13 protein-coding genes and 1 pseudogene are annotated in these 24,219 nt (G+C 41.9%); 9 read left to right on the top strand and 5 right to left on the bottom strand.

All coding sequences use genetic code 11. From position 1 onward, the window contains the following. Window positions 1-260: 260 nt before the first annotated feature. From AACU25_RS17080 to AACU25_RS17065, 4 genes are all read left to right on the top strand, one after another. Window positions 261-1,850, top strand: coding sequence for a glycoside hydrolase family 57 protein (locus AACU25_RS17080; RefSeq protein WP_096577569.1), 1,590 nt, complete (start codon window positions 261-263; stop codon window positions 1,848-1,850). Window positions 1,851-2,333: 483 nt separating this feature from the next. Beyond that, complete coding sequence (locus AACU25_RS17075) at window positions 2,334-3,749, top strand: NAD(P)/FAD-dependent oxidoreductase (protein WP_096577567.1); 1,416 nt, start codon at window positions 2,334-2,336, stop codon at window positions 3,747-3,749. A 63-nt stretch (window positions 3,750-3,812) separates the two neighbouring features. After that, a complete protein-coding gene (locus AACU25_RS17070) occupies window positions 3,813-4,328 on the top strand; it encodes a DoxX family membrane protein (protein WP_096577565.1) in 516 nt (171 codons plus the stop codon). Between the two features lie 150 nt (window positions 4,329-4,478). Beyond that, entirely contained in the window at window positions 4,479-6,035 is a 1,557-nt protein-coding gene (locus tag AACU25_RS17065; RefSeq protein ID WP_096577563.1) for a GMC oxidoreductase, read from the top strand. Window positions 6,036-6,089: 54 nt separating this feature from the next. On the opposite strand, the gene glpK is transcribed toward AACU25_RS17065, so the two are convergent. Continuing rightward, window positions 6,090-7,574 (bottom strand): glycerol kinase GlpK, encoded by a 1,485-nt coding sequence (gene glpK / locus AACU25_RS17060; RefSeq protein WP_096577561.1) that lies wholly within the window; start codon window positions 7,572-7,574, stop codon window positions 6,090-6,092. A 341-nt stretch (window positions 7,575-7,915) separates the two neighbouring features. Between glpK and AACU25_RS17055 the strand changes: the two genes are divergently transcribed. Then, window positions 7,916-8,683, top strand: coding sequence for a phosphatase PAP2 family protein (locus AACU25_RS17055; protein ID WP_096577559.1), 768 nt, complete (start codon window positions 7,916-7,918; stop codon window positions 8,681-8,683). 704 nt (window positions 8,684-9,387) lie between these two features. On the opposite strand, the gene AACU25_RS17050 is transcribed toward AACU25_RS17055, so the two are convergent. Then, the gene (locus tag AACU25_RS17050) at window positions 9,388-10,476 is read right to left on the bottom strand and encodes an aromatic ring-hydroxylating dioxygenase subunit alpha (protein ID WP_096577557.1); all 1,089 of its coding nucleotides are present in this window, start codon (window positions 10,474-10,476) and stop codon (window positions 9,388-9,390) included. A gap of 811 nt (window positions 10,477-11,287) precedes the next feature. Between AACU25_RS17050 and AACU25_RS17045 the strand changes: the two genes are divergently transcribed. The 4 genes from AACU25_RS17045 (at window position 11,288) to hpnK (ending at window position 18,025) form a co-directional block, all read left to right on the top strand. Then, window positions 11,288-13,516: an HD family phosphohydrolase gene (locus AACU25_RS17045; protein WP_096577555.1), complete on the top strand. Its 2,229-nt coding sequence runs from the start codon at window positions 11,288-11,290 to the stop codon at window positions 13,514-13,516. 1,056 nt (window positions 13,517-14,572) lie between these two features. Beyond that, complete coding sequence (locus AACU25_RS17040; RefSeq protein WP_096577553.1) at window positions 14,573-15,403, top strand: squalene/phytoene synthase family protein; 831 nt, start codon at window positions 14,573-14,575, stop codon at window positions 15,401-15,403. Between the two features lie 171 nt (window positions 15,404-15,574). Next, complete coding sequence (hpnJ, locus tag AACU25_RS17035; protein ID WP_096577551.1) at window positions 15,575-17,026, top strand: hopanoid biosynthesis associated radical SAM protein HpnJ; 1,452 nt, start codon at window positions 15,575-15,577, stop codon at window positions 17,024-17,026. A gap of 141 nt (window positions 17,027-17,167) precedes the next feature. Then, on the top strand, window positions 17,168-18,025 hold the full coding sequence (gene hpnK, locus AACU25_RS17030) for a hopanoid biosynthesis-associated protein HpnK (RefSeq protein WP_096577549.1): 858 nt from the start codon (window positions 17,168-17,170) through the stop codon (window positions 18,023-18,025). Between the two features lie 71 nt (window positions 18,026-18,096). On the opposite strand, the gene AACU25_RS17025 is transcribed toward hpnK, so the two are convergent. The 3 genes and pseudogenes from AACU25_RS17025 to AACU25_RS17015 all read right to left on the bottom strand — a co-directional run bounded on the left by AACU25_RS17025 (window position 18,097) and on the right by AACU25_RS17015 (window position 24,152). After that, on the bottom strand, window positions 18,097-21,012 hold the full coding sequence (locus AACU25_RS17025; RefSeq protein ID WP_096577546.1) for a two-partner secretion domain-containing protein: 2,916 nt from the start codon (window positions 21,010-21,012) through the stop codon (window positions 18,097-18,099). A gap of 85 nt (window positions 21,013-21,097) precedes the next feature. Beyond that, window positions 21,098-21,364, bottom strand: a pseudogene (locus AACU25_RS17020) (filamentous hemagglutinin); the annotation flags it as partial. Window positions 21,365-21,404: 40 nt separating this feature from the next. Next, window positions 21,405-24,152 (bottom strand): two-partner secretion domain-containing protein, encoded by a 2,748-nt coding sequence (locus AACU25_RS17015; RefSeq protein WP_096577542.1) that lies wholly within the window; start codon window positions 24,150-24,152, stop codon window positions 21,405-21,407. Between the last annotated feature and the right edge of the window lie 67 nt (window positions 24,153-24,219).

The following is a 24,219-nucleotide window of genomic DNA, read 5'->3' as shown; positions in this document are numbered from 1 at the left end:
GGGCTAGAACTTGTAATTCTCAGCGAGAATTGCAAGTTCTACATCATTAAGATTTGGCGGAATGAGACAGCAACCGAACAGTCTCTCGCCACTACACAACATAAATTTTTGGTAGAGATAGCAATTATTTTTTTGTGCAACGATATTTTATAGAGAAAAAATCATTAATTAATGTCACAACTCCAATAAAGTCTTAAAATATTGTTAATTTCTGCTAAACCCCTCGACCTTCAATTTCCACGTACCACCCCAGAATAATTATGGCTATAGGCTACGTCGCGCTTGTTCTCCACGCACATCTACCCTTCGTTCGTCACCCAGAAAGTGATTATGTGTTGGAGGAAGAATGGCTATATGAAGCCATTACTGAAACTTATATTCCCTTATTGAAAGTATTTGAAGGACTAAAGCGAGACGGTATCGACTTTAAAATCACGATGAGCATGACACCACCTTTGGTATCAATGCTCCGCGATCCTCTCTTACAAGAACGTTATGATGCACACTTAGCCCAACTAGAAGAACTGATCGAACTAGAAGCGGAGCGTAATATTCATAATGGACATTTGAAGTATTTAGCAGAACATTACGCTACTGAGTTTAACGAAGCGCGTCAGATATGGGAACGCTATAAGGGTGATTTGGTAACTGCTTTTAAGGAGTACCAAGATACAAATAACCTGGAAATTATTACTTGTGGTGCTACTCACGGCTATTTACCACTAATGAAAATGTATCCACAGGCGGTGTGGGCACAAATTCAAGTAGCTTGTGAACACTATGAGGAAACCTTTGGTAAACCACCAAGAGGCATTTGGTTGCCTGAGTGTGCTTACTATGAAGGTGTCGAGAGGATGCTGGCAGATGCAGGGTTGCGCTACTTCCTCACCGATGGACATGGTATTCTTTATGCCCGCCCCCGTCCTCGGTTTGGCACCTATGCCCCCATCTTTACGGAAACTGGTGTGGCGGCTTTTGGACGCGATCACGAATCTTCTCAACAGGTATGGTCTTCTGAGGTGGGCTATCCTGGTGCAGCAGAATATCGTGAGTTTTACAAAGATTTGGGCTGGGAAGCAGAATATGAGTATATTAAGCCCTACATTATGCCCAACGGTCAGCGTAAAAATACGGGTATTAAGTATCATAAAATTACTGGACGTGGCTTAGGACTTTCTGACAAAGCCCTTTATGACCCTTACTGGGCAAGAGAAAAGGCAGCAGAACACGCTGCTAACTTTATGTATAATCGGGAACAACAAGCTCAACATCTACATGGGATAATGCAGCGTCCGCCGATTATTGTTTCGCCATATGATGCAGAGTTATTTGGACATTGGTGGTATGAAGGCCCCTGGTTCATTGATTACCTGTTCCGTAAATCATGGTATGACCAAAAAACCTATGCCATGACGCACTTAGCAGATTATTTACGCGAACAGCCGACTCAACAAGTTTGTCGTCCTTCGCAGTCAAGCTGGGGTTACAAAGGATTCCATGAATATTGGTTAAACGATACCAATGCTTGGATTTATCCCCATTTGCACAAAGCGGCTGAACGGATGATTGAAATCTCGCACTTGGAACCAGAAGATGAATTGCAATGGAAGGCTTTAAACCAAGCAGCGCGGGAATTATTATTAGCACAATCTTCCGACTGGGCATTTATTATGCGGACAGGAACAATGGTTCCTTATGCGGTGAGAAGAACGCGATCGCACTTGATGCGCTTCAATAAAATTTACGATGATGTAAAAATTGGCAAAGTTGATAGTGGTTGGTTAGAAAAAGTCGAATTGATGGATAATATTTTCCCGAGTATTAACTATCGTGTTTATCGTCCGTTGTAAGTAGGGATTGGGGATTGGGGACTGGGGAATACAGTTCGGTTAAGGGGGAAAGGGAAAAGGGGAAAAGGATTGAATTCACCCTTACCCTTTTCCCATTACCCTTTTCCCAAATCACGAGGGAGATGCAAAATACTTATCCGAACTTTATTGGGGGACTGGGAATTTTATTCTGAACGGGTGGTGATAAGCCCGTTAGATGCTTCCAAATAAATATATATACTGAAAAATTAGGGTGGGTAATGCCTATCCTAATTTTTTTGGTGAAGTGGTGAGGCGATCGCTGTAATTTTCTCAATTACCCATTACCCATTACCCATTACCAATTCCCAATTCCCTCCTTATCTGAATAATTCCTGAGAAAATCGTGAAAACTAAATCGGAAATTCCATTAAATTTCTCAGCCAAGCTTTAGCTGTTCATAACTTAAGGGTTGCTAGGTAACTTGATACTGAAAGCAGTTCACTCACAGCAACTCATAAACTTATGCAGCAAGCGTCTCAAGCTACAGTCATCTTGGGAGGTGGCTTCGCTGGATTATTTACAGCTTTACATCTTAGCCAGCGAAAATATACACATCCGATAGTTTTAATTGAACAGCGCGATCGCTTCAGTTTTAAACCGTTGTTGTATGAACTACTCAGCGGTGAACTACATAGCGCTCAAGTTTACCCTCGCTACAACGAACTACTAGCAAGTAGTAGTGTCACTTTTGTGCAAGATACGGTGAAATCAATTCATCTAGAGCAAAGCCAAGTGACTGTAGCATCAGGTAGGATTTTTAACTATAGAAACTTAGTATTAGCACTTGGTAGCAAAACAACTTACTTTAATACTCCTGGTGCGGCAGAATATACCATGCCTTTTACATCTGGAGAACAGGCGATCGCACTGAGAAAACACTTACGTCACCGTCTACATCAAGCAATCCAAACTTCAGATCCAGCGCGTCGCCGGCTACTGCTGACTGTTGCTATTATTGGGGCGGGGCCTGCTGGGATTGAATTAGCTTGTACATTAGCAGATTTGTTACCTATTTGGTACGACGAATTAGGCGGCGATGCTGCGGAAATTCGGGTGGTGCTAATTAACCGCAGTAAAGAAATTCTCAAAGGAGATGTAAATAGCCATTTGCGTTGTACCGCTCAACGTGCGTTGAAAGGGCGTATAATTCCCGTTGACTTTCTGTTTGATGCAGCTGTCAGCAAAATTCAAGCAGATGGTGTTGAGTATCAACAAAATAATAAAACACAAATTTTGCAAGCGGGAACCATCGCTTGGACGGCGGGAACAACTGCTAATCCGTTGTTGATGAACTTACCAGTTGCAAATAATCGCGGGCGGTTGTTGGTGACACCGACATTGCAACTTCCAGATTTTCCTGAAGTATTTGCAGCTGGAGACTGTGCTGCAGATAGAGATGATCCGCAACCACCTACTGCACAAGTAGCTTATCAACAAGGAATTGCGATCGCGCAAAATATCCAGCGTCAGCGCGAAGGTAAATCGCCTATTCCTGTAGAAATCAAAATGCGCGGGACTTTGATGAAACTGGGACTCAATGAAGGCGTGGCGAACTTGTTCAACAAAGTTCAGATTCCAGGACAACCCGGCCATCTAATTCGCGAAGCCACATACTTACAACTATTACCAAACGCCGCTCATAATCGCAAAATTACAACTGAGTGGTTAACCGATGAATTATTCCAGCGTCATCGTCCTGCTTCTTATATGCAACTAGGGCAAACGCCTTGGCTATCTGGGGTTGCAACCTTAGCGGCGGGAGTGATTTTTGCTACTCCCTTAGTATGGCGCGCTGCTCAACCTACGCAATTTCAGCAAAATCTGCATTGGACAGGGGTACCAACTCTACTCAATCAACTTGCACCCCCTCCTCAATAAGCTTTGCTCTCATCCCTCTTTTCTGCTTGAAATCACCCTTATTTAATCTTCAGGAGTACATCAATGAAATACTTACTTAACCTGCGGACTGCTGTTAGCTTCAATCGCATTATCATGGGGCTTTTCTTTTTCGTTTCTGGGATTGCTAATTATCTCAACTTTAATGTCGCTAACGGTTTCTATCAGACTGTAATCACACAAAAACTGCAAATAATTGGCCCAGGAATTCCTCCGGGCTGGGAAGGTATAGGGCCGCTACCTTCATTAATTGCAATTCCTTATGCTTGGTTATTACCTTTAGCAGAAATTTTAGTAGGTGCATTGTTTGCACTTAACTATTGGGTACGGTGGACAGGTTTACTATTAATTCTCATGACTTTTAGCATCATTTTGGCATTTGGCATTATCCCCGCTGGAAGTTTATTCCCTAATGGCGCAGAAAGTTTTAACAAAAATATCCTCTTCATGACATTGATTTGGATATGTATTGCCTACGATGCTTATGAGCAGAAAATGAGCCGCCGCCGCACTGAAGCAATGGCTAATTATGCTGTTAATAATGCGATGGATGATATGTGATGGGATGGGCAATAGGTAATGGGTAATTGGTAATTGGTGATGATGATTTGAGGCCGACTACTAATTACGAATTACGAACTACGAACTACGAATTACGAATTACGAATTACGAATTAGTAATTATTTCTCTCTTTTACTGGAATAAAATTCATGGCTACTGCACATTACGATGTCATCATTATTGGTACTGGCGCAGGTGGTGGTACACTTGCTTATCGTTTAGCTCCCACAGGTAAAAAAATTCTAATTCTGGAACGTGGGGCTTTTTTACCACGTGAAAAAGCTAACTGGGATACGGTGGAAGTCGTGCAAAAAGACCGCTATCATACTAACGAAGTTTGGTATGACCAAAAAGGAAATGCTATTCATCCCGGTACAGGGTATTTTGTCGGTGGTAATACTAAAGTTTATGGTGGTGCGCTATTTCGTTGGCGCAAACAAGACTTTGAGCAAGTGATTCATAAGGGTGGAATTTCGCCGGAATGGCCTTTAAAATATCGCGATTTTGCACCTTATTATACTGAGGCAGAAAAGCTTTACGAAGTTCACGGTAAGCGAGGTTTAGATCCAACTGAACCAGGCGCAACTGAAGATTATCCCTATCCTGCGATTCAACATGAACCGCGAATTCAAGAAATACATGATTCGCTCAAAATAGAAGGCTATCATCCGTTTTATCTGCCACTTGCTATTAAGCTAAATGAAGTTAATCGTCGTTTAAGTAATTGCATTCGTTGCAATACTTGTGATGGATTTCCTTGTTTAGTAGATGCGAAAGCTGATGCAGATGTTAATTGTGTGCGTCCAGCAGAAAAGTATGATAATGTGACGCTCATTACCGAAGCTAAGGTAAACCGATTACATACAAATTCTTCTGGGCGAGAAGTCAATGCTGTAGAAGCAGAAATTAACGGAGAAATTCACTTTTTCTCTAGTGATATTGTTGTTGTTGCTTGCGGTGCAATTAATTCTGCGGCTTTGTTGTTACGTTCAGCTAACGATCAGCATCCAAATGGATTGGCTAATAGTTCCGATCAGGTGGGACGCAACTTCATGAAGCATCAAAATGGCGCGATTATTGGAGTCAGTTTAAAATCCAATCCTACCTCTTTTCAAAAAACCCTAGCAATTAATGATTTTTACTGGGGTGATGAAGATTATGATTATCCAATGGGTCATGTACAATTACTAGGCAAAGTCAATGCTGATATGATTGCTCAAGAATCGCCATCGGTTTTAGGGCTGTCGTTTCGAGAAAGACATACATTTGAAGCGATCGCAACTCATTCGGTAGACTGGTGGCTGACTGCTGAAGATTTACCCGATCCTAACAATCGTGTCACGCTGAGAAATAATTCTGTACAGTTAAATTACACCGAAAACAACACCGAAGCCTACAACCGACTACTCAATCGCTGGACGCAAGTACTAAAAATGATTGGTTGCGGTGAAAAAATTATTCCCGCCTCCTTCTATTTCCGCAAAAAACTACCTTTGCAAGGTGTGGCGCACCAATGCGGAACTTGTCGCTTTGGTGAAGATCCCAAAACTTCAGTCTTAGATATCAATTGCCGCACCCATGACGTTGATAATTTATATGTAGTTGATGGTAGTTTCTTCCGTTCCAGCGCTGCTGTTAACCCAACTCTGACAATTATCGCCAATGCTTTACGTGTAGGCGATCGCTTAATTGAACGTCTAGCTTAAAGACTTGCAACCGTCGTAATTCTTAATTACCAATTACCAATTACCCATTACCAATTACCGATGTCGCGTTTGCGCGATCGCCTGATGCCATGAGTCTAGTAAGTTTAAACGATGATCAGCGCTAATTTTCGGCTCAAACCATTGATCGGCTTGCCATTGTTGCAAAATTTCGGCTTCGCTTTCCCAATAACCAATCGCTAAACCTGCTAAATAAGCAGCACCCAAGGCTGTAGTTTCGGTAATTTTGGGACGCACAACGGGTACACCTAAAATATCTGCCTGAAATTGCATTAATAGATTATTGCGAGATGCACCACCATCTACCCGCAGTTCCCGCAGATGTAGCTGGGAATCTTGGCGCATCGCCTCAATTACGTCAGCAGTTTGGTAGGCTATGCTATCTAAGGCTGCACGGGCAATATGGGCATTAGTTGAACCGCGAGTTAAACCAGTAATCGTACCACGAGCGTAACTATCCCAATAAGGTGCGCCTAAACCGACGAACGCAGGTACAAAATACACACCACCAGTATCAGGAACGCTAGCTGCTAAGGCTTCTACATCTGCACTGTGTTTGATAATTTCCAGTCCATCACGCAACCATTGCACAACCGCCCCAGCAATAAATACGCTACCTTCCAAAGCGTAGTCAGTACGTCCATTGATGCGCCAAGCGATTGTAGTTAGTAGCTTGTGGTTAGATTGCATGGGCTGATTTCCTGTATTTAGCAGTATAAAGCAACCTGTGCCGTAAGTATTTTTCGCCATACCAGATTGCAATGATGCTTGCCCAAAAGTCGCAGCTTGTTGGTCTCCAGCAATACCTGCAATGGGAATGCGGCTACCAAAAATACCTTCGGATGTATATCCATATACTTCTGATGAACTCCGCACTTCTGGCAGCAGGGAACGGGGAATATTGAGAATGGACAGCAATTCATCATCCCATTGCTGAGTATGAATATTGAATAACAAGGTTCTGCAAGCATTAGTGACATCTGTAATGTGGAGTTCTCCCTGAGTGAGTTTCCACATTAACCAGCTATCGACAGTTCCAAATGCTAGCTCTCCGCGTTCGGCTTTTTCGCGGGCGTAAGGTACATTATCAAGTAACCATTTAACTTTAGTGCCGCTAAAGTAAGCATCGATTACTAATCCTGTTTTTTGCTGGAATGTTGTCTCAAGTCCCTCTGCTTTCAGTTGATCGCAGTCAGCAGCAGTGCGGCGATCCTGCCAAACGATCGCATTGTAAATCGGCTTACCTGTTTTACGATCCCAGACTATAGTAGTTTCTCGTTGATTGGTAATGCCAATAGCTGCAATATCACTGGCTTTAATACCAATACGCGCTAAGGCTTCATTAGCCACACCAACTTGCGAAGACCAAATTTCATCAGCATCATGCTCTACCCAGCCTGGTTGCGGAAAGATTTGTGTGAACTCTTTCTGAGCAACCGTCAGCATATCGCCATCACGGTTAAATATAATAGAGCGCGAGCTAGTAGTACCTTGGTCAAACGCCAGAATATATTTAGTCACGTCGCTTTGCTCCGAATTCAAAATTCAAAATTCAAAATTAAAAACACCCATAAATAAATTTAAGGGCTTGTATCCTTTCCAGGTAGGTGAACTGCACAAAACGCATTACAAGATATAGCGCGATCGCACTCACCCTCAAGTTGCCAATTTTGAAACTTTTAAGTTACTAGTTCGCTAAGGAAACTTGGCGAGTAAAGGTGTAGGGGTAAGAGGGAAAGGTTTTTCTCCCTTACCCCTTACCCTTTCCCCTTTACCCATAACTTTTTCTGTACTAAGGTAGTAGACTTCACAATAGTCTTTCGATAAAAATACTATAAATCGACAGCCATAGTGTACTTAAGATGGAAGGGACAAATAAAGCTAATCCAGAAGGTTTTTGGCCGCTAAATTTTCTCAAAAAGCTGCTTATAGCTCATTGGCGTTCTTTATTAATATTGTTAATAGGAGTTTATTTACCTTTTCAGCTATTTGAACTTTTGGCAGTTAAGGTATGGCAGAATGAAGGCGGTTTTCCTTGGGATGTGCCGATATTGCTGGCAATTCATTCTCAAGCCATACCACAATTAGATGTCATAGCAGTTATCTTGACAAAGTGTGGATCTTTTTGGACTGCATTGCCGATATTTACTGCGATCGCCATTGTATTCTGGCAAAGACGCTGGTGGCGATCGCTGACTTATTTACTCACCACCGCATTCGGAAGTCTGATCATCAACCGCACTGCTAAAGAATTAATGCATCGAGTCCGTCCGCAACTATGGGTGTCTGGTGCGCCGGAATTTGATTATGCATTTCCCAGCGGTCATGCTATGACAAGTATGACTTTGGTGGTAGTTTTAGTAATTTTGAGCAAGGATAAACCCTGGCGCTGGTTAGTTATGCTTTTTGGCGGCTTATATGTCTTGGCGATCGCTTGGACAAGGCTTTATTTAGGGGTTCACTTCCCCAGTGATATTTTGGCAGGTTGGCTGGTTGCGATCGCCTGGTCAATCGGAGTTAGTTTAATTATCAAACCTCACTTGATTGCAGCTAACCCCTTAAATAAGGTTCAACCTGTAGAAGAAACTTCTTTATTACCAAAGGAAAAACAAGTCTTAGCAGAAGATTGATCGGCTGTTACAAACAGGACTTACGCAACTGGTACACTCATCTTCTGGTTTAAGAGTCAAGAGTCAAGAGTCAAGAGTCCAGGGTAAAATGTCCAAAATTAAGGTTTTTTAGACTTTGGACTTTTGAACGCCAGTTCACTCAACGGAGGGAACATCGGCACGTGACTGGCTCCCCTGGACAGCCTAAACAAGAAAATGTGCAATATATAATAAGTCAGCATAGCAATTATGCTTACTAGAAAATTTAGATACTGTAAATCAGTGTTAATTTATACGATTTCGAGTTTTTAGAATGGTTATACTCGTTTCTAGGTTCTACCTGGGAATTACGAAGTGGCTTTGCCACTTCTTTTTATGTAAATGGTAGCCTAAAAAATAATTAAAAACAAAAATGCAAACTATAAAGGTAAATCAAATTACATTTATTTTTGCTCTTATAGATTCTTATCTAATAGACATCTCCGAAAAAGAATATAAAAGCCTTGTACAGTCAGGGTCAATACCTCATTTCTGGAGATGTCTAATGCTTGGCGGTTAAGGGGAAAAGGGGAAGAAAAAACCTTTAACCTTTAACCTTTTCCCCAAAACCAATTTTGGTTTCTAGATGTGATGTAGGGTGCATACAGGTAAATGCGATCGCCTCTCAGCAGCATCCAGCACCCTACAATACGTGAGAGAATTTATTTTGCGGTATAGGCCAATAGCTAATCATTGAAATCATCTCGCCATTTATCGCGATTGTCTCTCATTTCTGCATCACGAAGCGATCGCGCTGGTTGCCAAGTTCCCCAACAAAGTGCTGTTTGCCTTTCTAGGTGGTTGACAAATTGCATAATTGGCTGATCTATTTTGAGTGGAGTTTTTAGATCAAACTTAATTGTCTCAAAAATTTTAGAATCATCGTTAAAAAAATCCCGACCCAAAATATTAACTAGCCATAGCATAAATCGATTGTACAATTTACCAAAAATTCCCTTACGTTTCTGCATCATTAATATCGTTCTTCCCTCAGCCTTTCCCCCATCAAGCAAGCGTAAGGTAAACATGATATAAAAATGCAAAAAATCGGGGCCCATTGTAACTATGTTAGTGCTACCGTACCAATAGCAAATACTATAGGTAATGGCATTTTTGTAAAAAGGACGAATCAGCTTAATTAGCCAGGAATTTTCGTTACCTCTTGTAGTATTACTGAAAGTAATAGCATTTTGATTGAGTTCTTCTTTTTCAAAGACTATTCCTAATGGTAGCTTGTGAACTGTGTTGAAATGTTGGGTATCAATAGCATTAATTATCACTACATTGGGATGACATTTAGCTACAAAATGACATACCATTGCCACATCACATTCTTTGTGTTCTAACTCAGGAATAAAAGGTAGAGGCTGTAGTGGAATTTCTCCAGTCCAGACCCAAATCATGCCGTATTTTTCGGCAGTATGCCAAGCATTTAACTTTATAGGAAGCGGTTCATCTAAACAAGGTATCTCAACACAAAATCCTTCACGATCAAACTTCCAATGGTGGAAAAAACAGCGCAGTTCATTACCTTCAACTTTACCCTCAGCTAAATGAGCACCTAAATGAGGACAATAGGCATCAAAGGTAATTGCTTTTTTGTCTTTTCCTCGAAAAATTACTAGTTCTCTGCCTAATAAAGTGATAGCTTTTACTTCACCTACCCGCAGATGATGAGAAGGAATTGCCCAATACCACCCCTCTATAAAACGTTCTGGGTTATTGAAATTTTTAGACTTACGCTTTGAGCTAACATTCTGCGAGTTAAAGTTCATTTTTAGATTTCACTAACAGTGAAGGTCTGCATTATATAGTTCCTAATTCAGCAGCTATAAAAATGTAATCAGAGTTACTCTCAGCATTTCCTCACAAAATAAATTTTAATTTTCATTCGGCTAGTAAATTATATATATTGCATTTTAGATACCAGCATTAAATGTTGTTCTTTCTGGAATCTGCTTCTTAAAAGTATTTGCAAAACAGTTACGTAAACTGCTAAAAAAATATGTGTCTGTTTTTTCCTTAAATTTTCAGTAAACTCAATTTATTCCTGAAATGAAAGAGAAAAAAGTAATTTTTACCTAAGCGCAATTGGATATATTAGGTATTATTACTCCTACCATGCTGATGTTGAATTTTGGAATACAGGGAGGATGCGTTAGCGTTAGCTTAACGCATCTGTATCAACGCTGATTTAGGGAAATGTTGTAGTAAATAATCTGCTAGAAAGATGATGCATTCTTTTTGCTGAATTTCCCTAAGTTACTTCTAGAAAGTAAATTATTCAGTTAAGAAAGCCAAGGTCATAATTATATTTTTCCTTCTCGGCTTCCTCTGCTTCCTCTACTCCCATGCTCAAGAGAGCAATAGTATATTTTTTCAGTGGAAGCCCCTAATGTTGTGAATGGAACAAATCAACTAATTTAGCTATCCTTGAGTAGGAGAGATAATGTTTGATCATCTGCAAACAATTCCCTTAAACATCACTGAAAAGTTACCAAAATTGTGTTAAGTCCTAAATATTACAGGCAAACTACACTTCAGGGTAAGCAATCCTATCTGAAAAACCGACTGTTTACTGCTGGGATGTTAGTGTTGGTTGTAATATCTCTCTCCAGTGGGTTAGGCTACCGTTTTTATAATCAACCAAAACTCGATGTGGGAAAGGTAGCGCCTCAAACACTCACCGCGCCTAATTCAGCCCATGTTGAAGATGCAAAAACGACAGGGGAAAAACGCCGAGAAGCGCGTAGCGGTGCATTGGCGGTGTGGGTTGTCGATTCACAGGTGAATGAGCAAATTAAACAACATCTTGAGCAATTATTAGCAACAGGTGACCAAATTCGCGATAAGTTGGGAAAATTTCCTATTATTAGAACTGCAATCTTGTCCACAGCCACGCAAACTTACTTGCGACAAGCACCAGAAACTCAATGGCAAACAGTATTGCAAACCTTGGCGAAAAATAGCAATCTGACTGGCTTAAATTCTACTCAACAGCAAGCAGTGAAGAATTTGCGAAGTTATCGACAGTCTAACTCTTCTGTGGCTTTATCTCAAGTTTTAAAAGCGATCGCTCAAGCTCGTCAGCGCTATAATACCGCCCTCAATTTTCTGAGCGAAAATACCAGCGCCCAACCGCAAACCCTTTACGATGCTACCTTTCTGAATTTATCTGATGCAGATTGGCAACAGGCTAAAATCCAAATGCATCAGACTTTAGAGCGGATGTTAGCACAGGGTATCTATCCAGGTTTATCAGCTCATAACTTGAACTCTGCGATCGCGATGCAGGTAAGTGTATCTGTTCCCAAAACAGCGCAACCTTTAGCAAATCGATTGCTATCAACGGTAATTATTCCTAACCTGATTAAAGATATTGAGCAAACTAAGGTAATTGCAGAAAAAGCAGCACAAGCTGTAGAACCAACAATAGTCAGCATTCAAAAAGGTGAGGCGATTGTCAAGGCGGGAGAAAAAATTACTCAGGCTGATTTTGTACTATTAGACTACTTTCGCTTGAGCCAACGCAGCATCGACTGGGTGGAACTAACGCGTTTCACAGCAATAGTCGGATTAGCAGTAGCTGTGTTTAGGTTAGTAGAAAGACGGTTTTATGCCAAGTTAAGAAGTAGCGATTATGCCTTAATAATTTTCCTCACTCTCAGTGCGCCGTTGCTGATATTTTTGACCAAATCATTTACAGGTTTACCAGCCATCGGTTTACTGCTGGGTAGCTTTTACGGTTCAGCAATTGGCGGTACTGTAATGGGGTTACTAGGAATATTACTTTCAATTGGCACAGAACTGAGCTGGCATGATTTAATACCAAGTGCCACCAGCGGCATTCTGGGCGGATTAATGGCGGGACAATGGCGATTTCCGGGGAGAGAAGCACCACGAACGCGAGAAGAATTAGCTACCTTGGGAATTTTAATTGGGTTGACCCAGGGAAGTGTTTACTTATTGGTGAATACTGCGATCGCACCTCTTTGGTATGCTGTTCTCGGTACAGCCATGCTCAATGGTTTGGCTGGGTTACTTTGGAGCATCTTAGCCCTAGGAATTAGCCCTTACCTAGAAACTGCATTTGATTTAGTCACACCAATTCGTTTAGCTGAATTGTCCAATCCCAACAGGCCTTTATTAAAACGCCTCGCCCATGAAACTCCTGGGACTTTTCAGCACACAGTTTTTGTAGCCACCCTGGCAGAAGCAGCCGCCAGAGCATTACATTGTCATGTAGAACTGGTACGGGCTGGAGTTCTATATCATGACATCGGGAAAATGCACGATCCCCTAGGATTTATTGAAAATCAAATGGCAGGCCCGAATAAACACGATGCGATTAACGATCCCTGGAAAAGCGCGGAAATTATTAAAAAGCACGTGAGTGAAGGGCTAGTTATGGCTCGTCAGTATAAGCTACCTAGTGCTATTCAGGCTTTTATTCCCGAACACCAAGGCACGATTTTAATTGCATATTTCTATAATGAAGCACAGAAACAGCAGCAACATCATCCTGATATAGTGTTGCACGAGTCAGATTTTCGCTATGAGGGCCCGATTCCCCAGTCAAAAGAAACCGGAATTGCCATGCTAGCTGACGCTTGTGAAGCCGCGTTGCGATCGCTCAAAGATGCAACCCCAGAAGCAGCACTAGCAATGGTCAATAAAATCCTCAAAGCACGTTGGCAGGATCATCAGTTGATAGATTCAGGATTAACCAGGGAAGATATGTCTCAAATTGCTTATATTTTTGTTCAAGTTTGGCAGCAGTTTCATCACAAACGCATCCCTTATTCTAAATCCTAAACATTGGCTAAGGATGCTCCGGGCAATGATTCCACAGGTAAATAACTTTTTGCAAAAGTCGAGTATTTAAATCTCGCCAAAGTAAGTGGCATTAATCATTGAGTTTAAAAAATATCATAGTATTACCTATTCTTTAAAATTATTTTATTAGAACAGTAAATTGTTGATTATTTATATTATTTACCCACCAATTTGATGCTTGCTATAGACAATCTCATCTGTATGATTATTTCTGCCTGCTTTTAGCGCTGATAATTTGATTTTACTCTCCCCCTAATCACAAAAGCTCCAGGAATGCGAGAATAAAGTGTGGGGTTAAGGCTCTGCAATCAATAGTCGAGTCTGATTAACTTATACAAATTAAAGCTCAATTCTATAGTAGGGTTAGTGCCGTACTGCTTTAATAAACAAAATATCTGTATTATGATGGTTGGTTTTGATTTGATATTCAAGATGCGATCGCTTAAATTTTTTCGCTTCAATATCCGGGAACTACTTGTGCGCGATCATCGTGATTAATATCTATACTTTATCAGTACTTGCGGTAATATTTATGTTTGCCTATGTTCGCCAACTATTTTTCCCGAAAATTCACCTAGCTGCTCTTGCTCACAATCTAGACCTTGGTGTAGTCTGAGATTCTTATTATCCTTGAACAAATCTTTGCTTAGTTGTCTCTATAGATACAATAACTATGCTATTCTAGTCAACTTCATATAGACACCAGGGCTATTAACCATCTAATATTAGCTGTTCATGACTGGCAAACTGTGCAGTTAATTGCCTAATTCTCAGCATAATAGTTCATATTTACAGGAAAAGTTGATGATAGCTATACCATCCCATATACTATGCATTTTTGTCACTAAATGCCTATATACTAGACTAGACTTTAAATAATTTGAGATTTTTGTTAATTGTGATACCAGCAACTATTAATTTTTAGAGGAAATACTAGCAAAAATACATTTTTTAAGGTTTAGTAAAAACTAGATCCAGTATCATCAAACAACCCAAAACTTCATGTGGTGTGATAATCAAGAGAGGAGTGAAAACATGGATTTACGTCAAGACGCACTGCAAATCCTGAAGGAAACTAGTCGAACTTTTTATATACCAATTAGTATCTTACCTTCGGGATTACAAGAAGCAGTAGCGTCAGCATACTTGTGTATGCGAGCTATTGATGAAATTGAAGATCATCCAGAACTGGATAACCAAACTAAAGCGCAGCTATTAAGAACAATTAGCTTGACATTACAAGCAGGCGTAGATGGCTTTGCGGTTGATGCCTTCTCCTCAGGATTTAGTGGTTACGAGAATACTTTAGCAGAAGTTACCCTCGGAATTAGAGAATGGTCAATATTAGCACCTGAATCGATCGCACCGCGAATTTGGGATGCAACCGCGGCAATGGCAGACCGGATGGCGTACTGGGCCGAACAAAATTGGCAGATTAAAACAGAATCAGATTTAGATCGTTACACATTTGGGGTTGCAGGGGCGGTGGGGTTACTACTATCAGATTTATGGGCTTGGTATGACAGCACAGAAACTAACCGTACTCAAGCCATAGGTTTTGGTCGTGGCTTACAAGCAGTGAATATCCTACGTAATCACACGGAAGATTTGAAACGGGGTGTAGACTTTTATCCTGAAGGTTGGACTGCCGCAAATATGCATGAATACGCACGCCGCAATTTAGCCTTGGCTGATGCTTACACTAAACACCTGCCACCCGGCCCGGCTTTAGACTTTTGCCAAATTCCCCTCACTTTGGCACATGGAACCCTGGATGCCTTAGCTAACGGTAAAGAAAAACTCAGCCGTACCGACGTTTTGGCACTCCTCAAGAAATTTATAGATGTGAATATGAAAGCTAGCTGATGAGGGGCTGGGGACTGGGGACTGGGGACTGGGGACTAGGGACTGGGGACTAGGGACAAGGAGAAATCTCTATTACCCATTACCCATTACCCATTACCCATTACCCATTACCCATTACCCATTACCCATTACCCATTACCCATTACCTTAACTAAGGAGAGCTATATTGCAATGAAGAAAACTTTGTTCCTCAGTCCTCCTTCTTTTGATGGATTTGACGGTGGTGCAGGTTCGCGATACCAAGCTAAACGCGAAATTACTTCCTTTTGGTATCCCACATGGCTAGCGCAACCGGCGGCTTTAGTGCCTGGTAGTAAGCTTGTGGATGCACCACCGCATGGACAGACTGTGGAAGATGTGCTGAAAATTGCTAAGGATTACGAATTGGTAATCATGCACACTAGTACACCTTCATTAGCGAATGATGTGAAGTGTGCTGAAGCCATTAAAGCCCAAAATCCAGATGTGCAGATTGGTTTTGTTGGGGCCCATGTGGCAGTATTGCCAGAGCAAACGCTGCGGGATCATCCAGTTATTGACTTTGTTTGTCGCAATGAATTTGACTATACCTGCAAAGAACTAGCTGAGGGTCTGCCCTGGGAAGATATTAAAGGTCTTAGCTATCGCGATAAGCATTCTAATATCCGCCACAATGAGGAGCGGCCATTAATCCATGACTGGGATGCTATGCCCAGCGTTCTTCCTACCTATGCCCGTGACTTAGATATTACGAAATACTTCATCGGCTACCTACTGCATCCTTACATTTCCTTCTACACTGGGCGCGGTTGTCCGGCAAAATGCACCTTCTGCCTTTGGCCGCAGACAATTGGCGGTCACTTATATCGTCATAAAAGCCCAGAAGTTGTAGGACGGGAGATGGAAGAAGCCAAAGCCATCTTTGGTGACAAAGTGCGGGAGTATATGTTTGATGATGATACCTTTACCATCGACAAACATCGCGCGATCGCAATTAGCGAACACATGAAGCGGCTCAAACTCACTTGGAGTTGTAATGCTCGTGCCAATTTAGATTACGATACCCTAAAAACCCTACGCGACAACGGTTTGCGCTTGCTGCTTGTTGGTTTTGAATCTGGTAACCAAGATATTCTCAACCGCATTAAAAAAGGCATCAAGCTAGAAGTAGCGCGGGAATTTATGAAAAACTGCCATAAGCTAGGGATCACTGTGCATGGCACTTTCATTATTGGTCTACCAATTGAAACTCAAGAAACCGTAGAAGAGACAATTCGCTTCGCCTGCGAACTCAGTCCCCATACAATTCAAGTCTCAATTGCTGCACCTTACCCCGGTACAGAACTTTACGAACAAGCACAGGCTAACGGCTGGTTTACTAACCAATCTTTAGTAGCTAACTCCGGTATTCAAACCTCAACCCTGCAATATCCCACGCTTTCCAGTGAAGAAATCGAGGATGCAGTTGAGCGTATGTATCGGAAATTCTACTTCCGTCCCAAAGCAATTATCCCCATTGTCAAAGAAATGCTTACAGACCGCCAGATGATGGTACGTCGCCTGCGCGAAGGCGGAGAGTTCTTCTCCTACCTGAGAGAACGCCGCAATCAGCAGACTGCTGCACACGCGGGGGTTGGGGAGTAGGGATTGGGGATTGGGGATTGGGTACTGGGGACTGGGGATGAGGGGGATGAGGGAGAAACACAAATTACCAATTACCAATTACCCATTACCCATTACCAATTACCAATTACCCATTACCAATTACCAATTACCCATTACCAAATGCCAAACCCCCGCCATGTAATTATTAATGCTGATGACTTTGGCTTTTCTAGTGGAGTCAATCAAGCAATTATCCAAGCTTATGAACAGGGTGTATTAACTAGTACCAGTTTGATGGTAACTGGAGATGCTGCCGAAGATGCGATCGCTTGGGCAGGTAATCACCCTAATTTAGCCGTAGGCTTGCATTTAGTGCTGGTGTGCGGTAAGTCTGCTCTCCCACCCTCCCAAATTCCCCATTTGGTAGACTCTGGGGGTAATTTCTCCGAGAGTCCTTTTCAAGCTGGGTTACGCTATCAATTTCATTCTGCTGCTCGTGAGGAATTGCGGCAAGAAATCCGCGCCCAGTTAACAAAATTCCGCGACACTGGGCTGACTCTTTCTCATATAGATGGGCATTTACATTTACATACTCATCCCGTAGTATTGCGGATTTTGGTGGAATTAGCCCAGGAATTTAATATTCGAGTCATCCGTTTGCCATCGGAAGAACTAGCAATGACACTCAAGCTTGACCGCGCTGGACTATTGAATAAATTAGTGTGGTCAGGAGTATTTGGCAGACTCCGCAGCTATGGTGAAAATTTACTCAACTCACACGGTATTAAATACGCCGATCGCGTTTATGGATTGCTGCAAACTGGAAATATGAGTGAGGAATACTTGCTAGGTCTAATCCCGCAAATTCAAGCAGACTTAGTAGAGATTTATTCCCATCCCGCAGTCATTCAACCAGGCGAACCCCTAAACGGCCCATCAGGAGCCGGCGAAGTAGAACTTGCAGCATTATTAAGTCAGCAGGTGCGCCAAGCATTGATAGCTAGCGGCTTTGAATTAACTAACTATCATCAAATTTAACTAATTCCGCGTAATTCCCCTTCCTCAGCCGAAGGCAGGGAGGCGATCGCTATTTATTTTGACTGCGTAAATTAACTCTGGGGAAGCGCTGCACAAGTTAATTGTGGTTGTATATTGCTAGGAGATGGTGCTGCGACTAGCTCAATTTGACCTTGGGCGTTACGATGCCAAGATGTAGCTTGCACAAGAACCTTGGCAGGTTGGAAAATTTGAACTTGTGCTGGTTGTGTGTTGTGGAATGCAGAGATATCACGCAAATCAATCCAAGGGCGATCGCTCCTCAAGTCCTGTGTCGGATTTTGTGGCAAACCACCTCTTCCTGTAGAGACAAAACTACTGCCAGTATTTACAGAACAACCACTAGTAATTTGTTGAGATGAATCGGTGACATTCGTTGGCAATTCGATTAAACCAGAATTAGGATCAACACCGAAATTATTAATATTGACTGTGCCATTAATACCCAATTGAGAACTGGCAGTGATGTCATTTTCAGGGGTGAGTTGGGAACGATATTTTAGTCCGAAGATGCCTTGGGTGTTAATTTGAATATTACCGCCATTACCATCAACAGCATTGGCAATAATATCGCTGTTTTCTAAACCTACAATGATTGGTGCATTAATTGTAATATTGCCACCATTGCCATTACTGCGAGCTTCGGCGGTAATCTTACTTCCATTGCGAAGCAAGAGCGTATTTCCCACCGTGAATCTTAAGTTACCGCCTTGTCCAGAGGCAGTTGTCGCCTTAATATTTCCAGTATCCAACAAGATCCGATTGGCTTGGATATTTAACTGTCCAGCGTCACCTGTCCCTTCATGAGCGACGTTAACATTACCCCCATTGCGAAGTGTTAACTTGTTAGTATTAATATTCAATACACCAATATTACCTGTGGGTACATCGGGGAGATTATAGAACTTACGGGTAGTTGCATTTAAAATAGCAGCGCTGGCTCCAATCACAGAGGCACGGACATTTTTTCCTGCTACTAAAATATCATTTGCCTGGATTGTCAACGCTCCTCCATTACCAGTACTGGCGGTGGCGTTAGCAAGCGCTCCACCATCAAGTATTTGCAATTGATTAGTTTGAATTGTGACATCACCAGCTTGACCATTACCGTAGGTCACAGTTCCTATACCGCTAGGAGCTAGTGTAAACTTATTGATTCCAGTGACGGTTATACCCTCTGTGACATTTAAACTAATATTGCCACTATTTCCCAGATTATTGGACTGGCTCGGATCGCCAAAGTTACCAATAATCGGCAGCGTACTTGTTCCCAAGGAAGCTCCATCTGCCACTGACAAGTTAGTTGTAGTTACAAAAATATTGCCGCTATTACCGGAACCAGCTGTAGAAGTCCCTAAAAAGCTGATCAAAGTGGGTGAAATTGGTGATGTTCCCGCAATGTTCACAGCTTTGCGTGCCACAACTGAAATATCACCTGTGTTACCACTACCTGTTCCTGGTACTCCTTGCAAGCGAGAAGTGAAAGTAAAAACGGTTCCACCATCAATCAGATTCAAGATGTCTGTGGAAATTTTGATATCACCACTCTTACCACTGCTGAATGTGTAAGTATCTATACCACTAGAAGTTAAGCTAATAGAACTCACTCCGGTAGCATAAATCTCATCAGCAACATCCACAGAAATATTTCCGCCTTTTCCTGTAGCACCGGGAAAGACGATGGTTCCTACTAAACCACCATCTTTGAGAGTGAGTTTACGAGCAACTACGCTCACATCTCCCCCATCTCCCAAAGTATAGGTTTGACTACCGATGCGGCTAGGGCTACTACCAGATGGTGCTAAGGGAGATTTGAGGGCAACTGCACCCGTAGCAGTAATGGTATCTGCTAGTACTTGCACTTGACCTGCTGCACCTTTACCTAGACTGAAGGTTTCAATTGCCGCACCATCTTGTAAAGTTATATCCCCAGCTTGAATATTTACGCTTCCGCCTTTTCCTGTGGCTCCTTGTGCTACCTGATTGACAATCCAAGCACTGGGAGCAAAAGCATTAGCATTGACTCCACCCAAAGAAAGCGATCGCGCTGCTTGCACCGTAATATTACCACCCTGTGATGTGCCTGCTGTTGCTGCTGCTATTTGCGATTGATCGAGGCGAATATCTCTACCTACTACTTGAATACCGCCAAATGGATTACCCACTGGAAAGGGATTCCACAATGAAGAACGCTGGGCAAATTCAATATCGCCAAAATCTGTAACTTGGCTATAACCTAACTGCCATCCACTGGGTGAGGGTATCAGACTCACTATACCACTGGTGACTGCACCTATTTCTATTCGACCTACAGGTGCAGTGATGACACCACCTGTAAATTTGATGTCTCCCCCTACTAAAGCAATTGTTTTCCCCAGATTTGTCACTATCCCCAAGTTCTTCGTCGGGACAATACTATCATTGCCTTTACCTTGAACCTGAATTGCCGGCGAACTACCCATCTGCAAACCAATGGGTACACTAATAGTTAATAATGCAGGTGTTGTGATATTTACAGCACTAAATTCGCTACCATCGCTAAACTTAATACTATTAGCAGTAGTTCCGACAAATGAACCGCTAATATTCAAAACGGCATCTTTACCAAAGACAATTCCGTTAGGATTCATTAAAAATAAATTGACGGAATTATTGCTATTAATTGTGCTAATTAATCCATTAATTTCGGAGACATTTCCCCCAGTTACCCGACTAAAGATGTTGGTAATATTGGGTGTATTGACTAAATCAAAAGTTGCTGAACCACCAGGAGAGACTGAGAAATTGCTGAAACTATGAAATAAATTATTACCTTTGGCAGTGCCGTCAGTAATTGTAAAATTATTGCCTGAAGGAGTGACAATAGTGTTGGTGGTAGCATCAGATGTCACCTGAGCGATCGCAGTCTGGGAAAATGCAGCAGTGCATAACCCAATTGTGAATGTAGATAAATAAGCGATCGCTCTCATACCTTGAATTATCCTTTAAACTAACTTGAGTTAGAATTCCCAAAATGGTATAGTCGATAACTTGCTTTCCTCAGAGTGGGATTTGTTATAGTTTGCTTAAGGGAATCGCTGCACAAGTTAATGGTGGTTGTCCCGCAATCGGAGATTGACTTGCAACTAACTCAATTTTGCCTTTGGCGTTACGATGCCAAGATGTAGCTTGGACAAGCACTTGTGGTGTTTTCGGTATTTGGGCTTGTACTGGTTGTGTGGTGTGGAATGCAGTCAGATTGCGGATGTCTGACCAAGTGCGATTGCTTCTCACTTCTTGCATCGGATTTTGTGGGATTCCACCTCTTCCTGTAGCTACAAAACAATGGGTTACGCACAAAGAATATCTCTGTGAGCAATTCCTAAAAGTTAAGCAACTGAACATCCCGAACAGCAGCACAAGTTAGAGATGGTTGTACATTAGCAGTTTGAGGGGCAACTATTTCGATTTTGCCATCAGCACGACGATGCCAAGATGTAGCCTGCACAAGAGGCTTTGATGGTTGAGATATTTGGGCTTGTGCTGGTTTTGTGGTGTGGAATGCAGAGATGTCACGAGTATCAGACCAAGTGCGATCGCTTCTCACTTCCTGCATAGGATTTTGTGGTATTCCACCCCTTCCTGTAGCTACAAAACTACTCCCCTGATTACCTCCACACCCTGTAGCTATTTGCTGCGATGGGTCAGTAATATTCGTAGGTAATTCCACTAAACCTGAGTTGGGGTCAACACCGATAGTATTAACTTGAACTGTGCCGCTTAAACCAAATTGCGAACTGGCAGTGATGTCACTATTAGGCGTAAGTTGGTTTTGAAATTGCAACCCAAAAATGCCTTGAGTGGTGATTTGGATATTACCACCGCTTCCTAGTACAGCATTAGCCGAAATATCGCTGTTTTCTTTTGGCACAGCGACAATCGACCCCACATTGATATTAATGTTGCCACCTGTGGAAGCCCCAAGGGCATTAGTAATGATGCTGCTATTATGCCGTAATAGCAGTACATCATTGGCATTAAGGTAGATGTTACCTTGACCACCACCATTGACCTCAGAACGCAGATTTGCGCCATTGTCGAGGAAGATGTTATTAGCAGTAATATTTAGGTTGCCTGCATCGCCACTGCTTGTATTACTCACAGTAATTTCCGCATTATCCCTGACACGCACTGTATCTGATGTGATATTTACAGACCCCGCAGCAAAGCTATTATCAGAAGAAGCAGCGATCGCACTGTTGAGATAGCTACCATTAACTAAGTTTTGCGAAGTTCCTTGTACGTCAACATTTTTCACTTGTAGGTTAACACTACCAGCATTTCCCTGACCCTGGCTGGAGGAAGTAATCTGTCCACCATTGAACACACGTAAGCTGTCTGCTGTTAGCTGAATATTTCCACTCTGACCGATCGCATTCTTAGCTACTGCAACGTTGATACCACTCACTGTAAAACTAATACTATCGATTACCGGGTCGCTGACTTCTACATTATTTGCCTGAATTGCAATATTCCCAGCCTTGCCACTTCCTGATAAAGCACTAGAGATAGTTCCACCATTGGACAAAGCCAAACGCCCAGTATTGATAGAAATACTACCACCTTGACCATCTGCAAAAGGTTGAATCGAACTGATAACAGCACCATTAAGTCCACTAGGTGTTACTCCAGAAATTTCCAAACTCTCAGCAGATTTAATTGAGATATCGCCAGACTTTCCGGTGGTAATTAATCCAAAACCGAGTAAATCGGTGCTTATCCTACCTCCATTCAGCAAGCGGACTCGATCAGCTTCAATGGTGATATTGCCACTATTATTCCTATTACCACCATTAACCAAGGTGGTAATAGCACTAGGACGAAACAAAGCAATACCAAAGTCAGGATTGACAAATGGATTGTATCCATTCACTTCCACATCCTTGGCATAAATATTAATATTTCCAGTGCTAGCATCGTTAATTGTTTTAAAAGTAAAAGTGGCAGTCAAAGGATCGAGAGCTAAGACATTGCAGAGGGACTGCAACCAAGCTCCATTCGCAATCCGCAAACGCTCGGTCTCTATTGTAATATCTCCTGCCTTTGCCCCACTTTCCAATGGACTAGTAGATAATCCAGGTAAATCGTAATTCTCTGAGCTAGAAAGTCCCAACAAATCTACAAATTCTGTGATTTTGACATTTATACCCTCTCCTTGACCAAATTTCCCCGTACCGGAAGAAATTGTTGAACCATCCTTGAGTGTTAAACCTCGTCCACGGATGTTAATTGCTCCTCCATTCAACCCAGTGGTATCCACAAGGGAAGATTGGCTGAGTGTAACTGTTCCCCAATCGGCAGAAATAGGGCTAGTCAATTGCAATTTAGCTTGATTGCTCAACCCAACTTCAGCATTCCGTAAAGCCCATAATTCAACTCTTCCGTCCGGATTGCTGAAACTGGCGGAATTAATGTCAATCTCGCTACCAACCAATGCAACTGTTTGAGCTTTAAATATTTGCAAAGGACGGAAAAAGATATTATTTGCTGGTATTCCCTGGACTTTTATCGCTCCAGCATTGCTTCCCAGTTGTAGCCCCACAGGTATGCTCATTGTTAATAGAGGTTTTGTGGTGGTATCAATAGCACTAAATTCTGTCCCATCGGCAAACTTAATACTATTGGCTGTAGTCCCAACAAACGAACCACTAATATTCAGGCTGGCATTTGGCCCGAATACAATACCATTAGGATTCATCAAAAATAAACTAACTGGGTTATTGCTATTGAAGGTGCGAATTAATCCATCAATCTTAGAAACATTACCACCTGTAACTCGACTAAATATATTAGTAATATTTGGCGTATTAGTTAAATCAAAAGTTGCTGAACCACCTGTAGGAACTGAGAAATTACTAAAACTATGAAATAAATTATTACCTTTTTCTGTACCATTAAGAATAGTAAAATCTTTGCCACTTTGATTGACAATTGTATTAGTACTAACATCAGATGTCACCTGAGCATGAGCAAAGTTATTTACTAAAAAAATAATTCCTAATGGCAGCAATATGATACTTCTTGTAAATAGACGATTAACCAAACTTAAGCTCGTAAACATCGCTTGCATTTTTCAATTTACGCTTATATGTATTTAATATTCCCCAATCGATATTGTTCTGAACACTAATGATTAA

This window comes from Tolypothrix tenuis PCC 7101 (assembly GCF_963874875.1).
Classification (GTDB): Bacteria; Cyanobacteriota; Cyanobacteriia; order Cyanobacteriales; family Nostocaceae; genus Aulosira; species Aulosira tenue.
The sequence above is the reverse complement of the archived record's forward strand: the minus strand, read 5'-3'. Positions and strand labels throughout refer to the sequence as shown.

Excerpts from the sequence above, each read along its gene's own strand:
- AACU25_RS17040 (WP_096577553.1), top strand. The coding sequence starts at position 14,573 with ATGGATTTACGTCAAGACGCACTGCAAATCCTGAAGGAAACTAGTCGA.
- AACU25_RS17065 (WP_096577563.1), top strand. The coding sequence starts at position 4,479 with ATGGCTACTGCACATTACGATGTCATCATTATTGGTACTGGCGCAGGT.
- hpnJ (WP_096577551.1), top strand. The coding sequence starts at position 15,575 with ATGAAGAAAACTTTGTTCCTCAGTCCTCCTTCTTTTGATGGATTTGAC.
- AACU25_RS17080 (WP_096577569.1), top strand. The coding sequence starts at position 261 with ATGGCTATAGGCTACGTCGCGCTTGTTCTCCACGCACATCTACCCTTC.
- AACU25_RS17050 (WP_096577557.1), bottom strand. The coding sequence starts at position 10,476 with ATGAACTTTAACTCGCAGAATGTTAGCTCAAAGCGTAAGTCTAAAAAT.
- AACU25_RS17070 (WP_096577565.1), top strand. The coding sequence starts at position 3,813 with ATGAAATACTTACTTAACCTGCGGACTGCTGTTAGCTTCAATCGCATT.
- AACU25_RS17075 (WP_096577567.1), top strand. The coding sequence starts at position 2,334 with ATGCAGCAAGCGTCTCAAGCTACAGTCATCTTGGGAGGTGGCTTCGCT.
- AACU25_RS17055 (WP_096577559.1), top strand. The coding sequence starts at position 7,916 with ATGGAAGGGACAAATAAAGCTAATCCAGAAGGTTTTTGGCCGCTAAAT.
- AACU25_RS17045 (WP_096577555.1), top strand. The coding sequence starts at position 11,288 with ATGTTAGTGTTGGTTGTAATATCTCTCTCCAGTGGGTTAGGCTACCGT.
- AACU25_RS17015 (WP_096577542.1), bottom strand. The coding sequence starts at position 24,152 with ATGCAAGCGATGTTTACGAGCTTAAGTTTGGTTAATCGTCTATTTACA.
- hpnK (WP_096577549.1), top strand. The coding sequence starts at position 17,168 with ATGCCAAACCCCCGCCATGTAATTATTAATGCTGATGACTTTGGCTTT.
- AACU25_RS17025 (WP_096577546.1), bottom strand. The coding sequence starts at position 21,012 with ATGAGAGCGATCGCTTATTTATCTACATTCACAATTGGGTTATGCACT.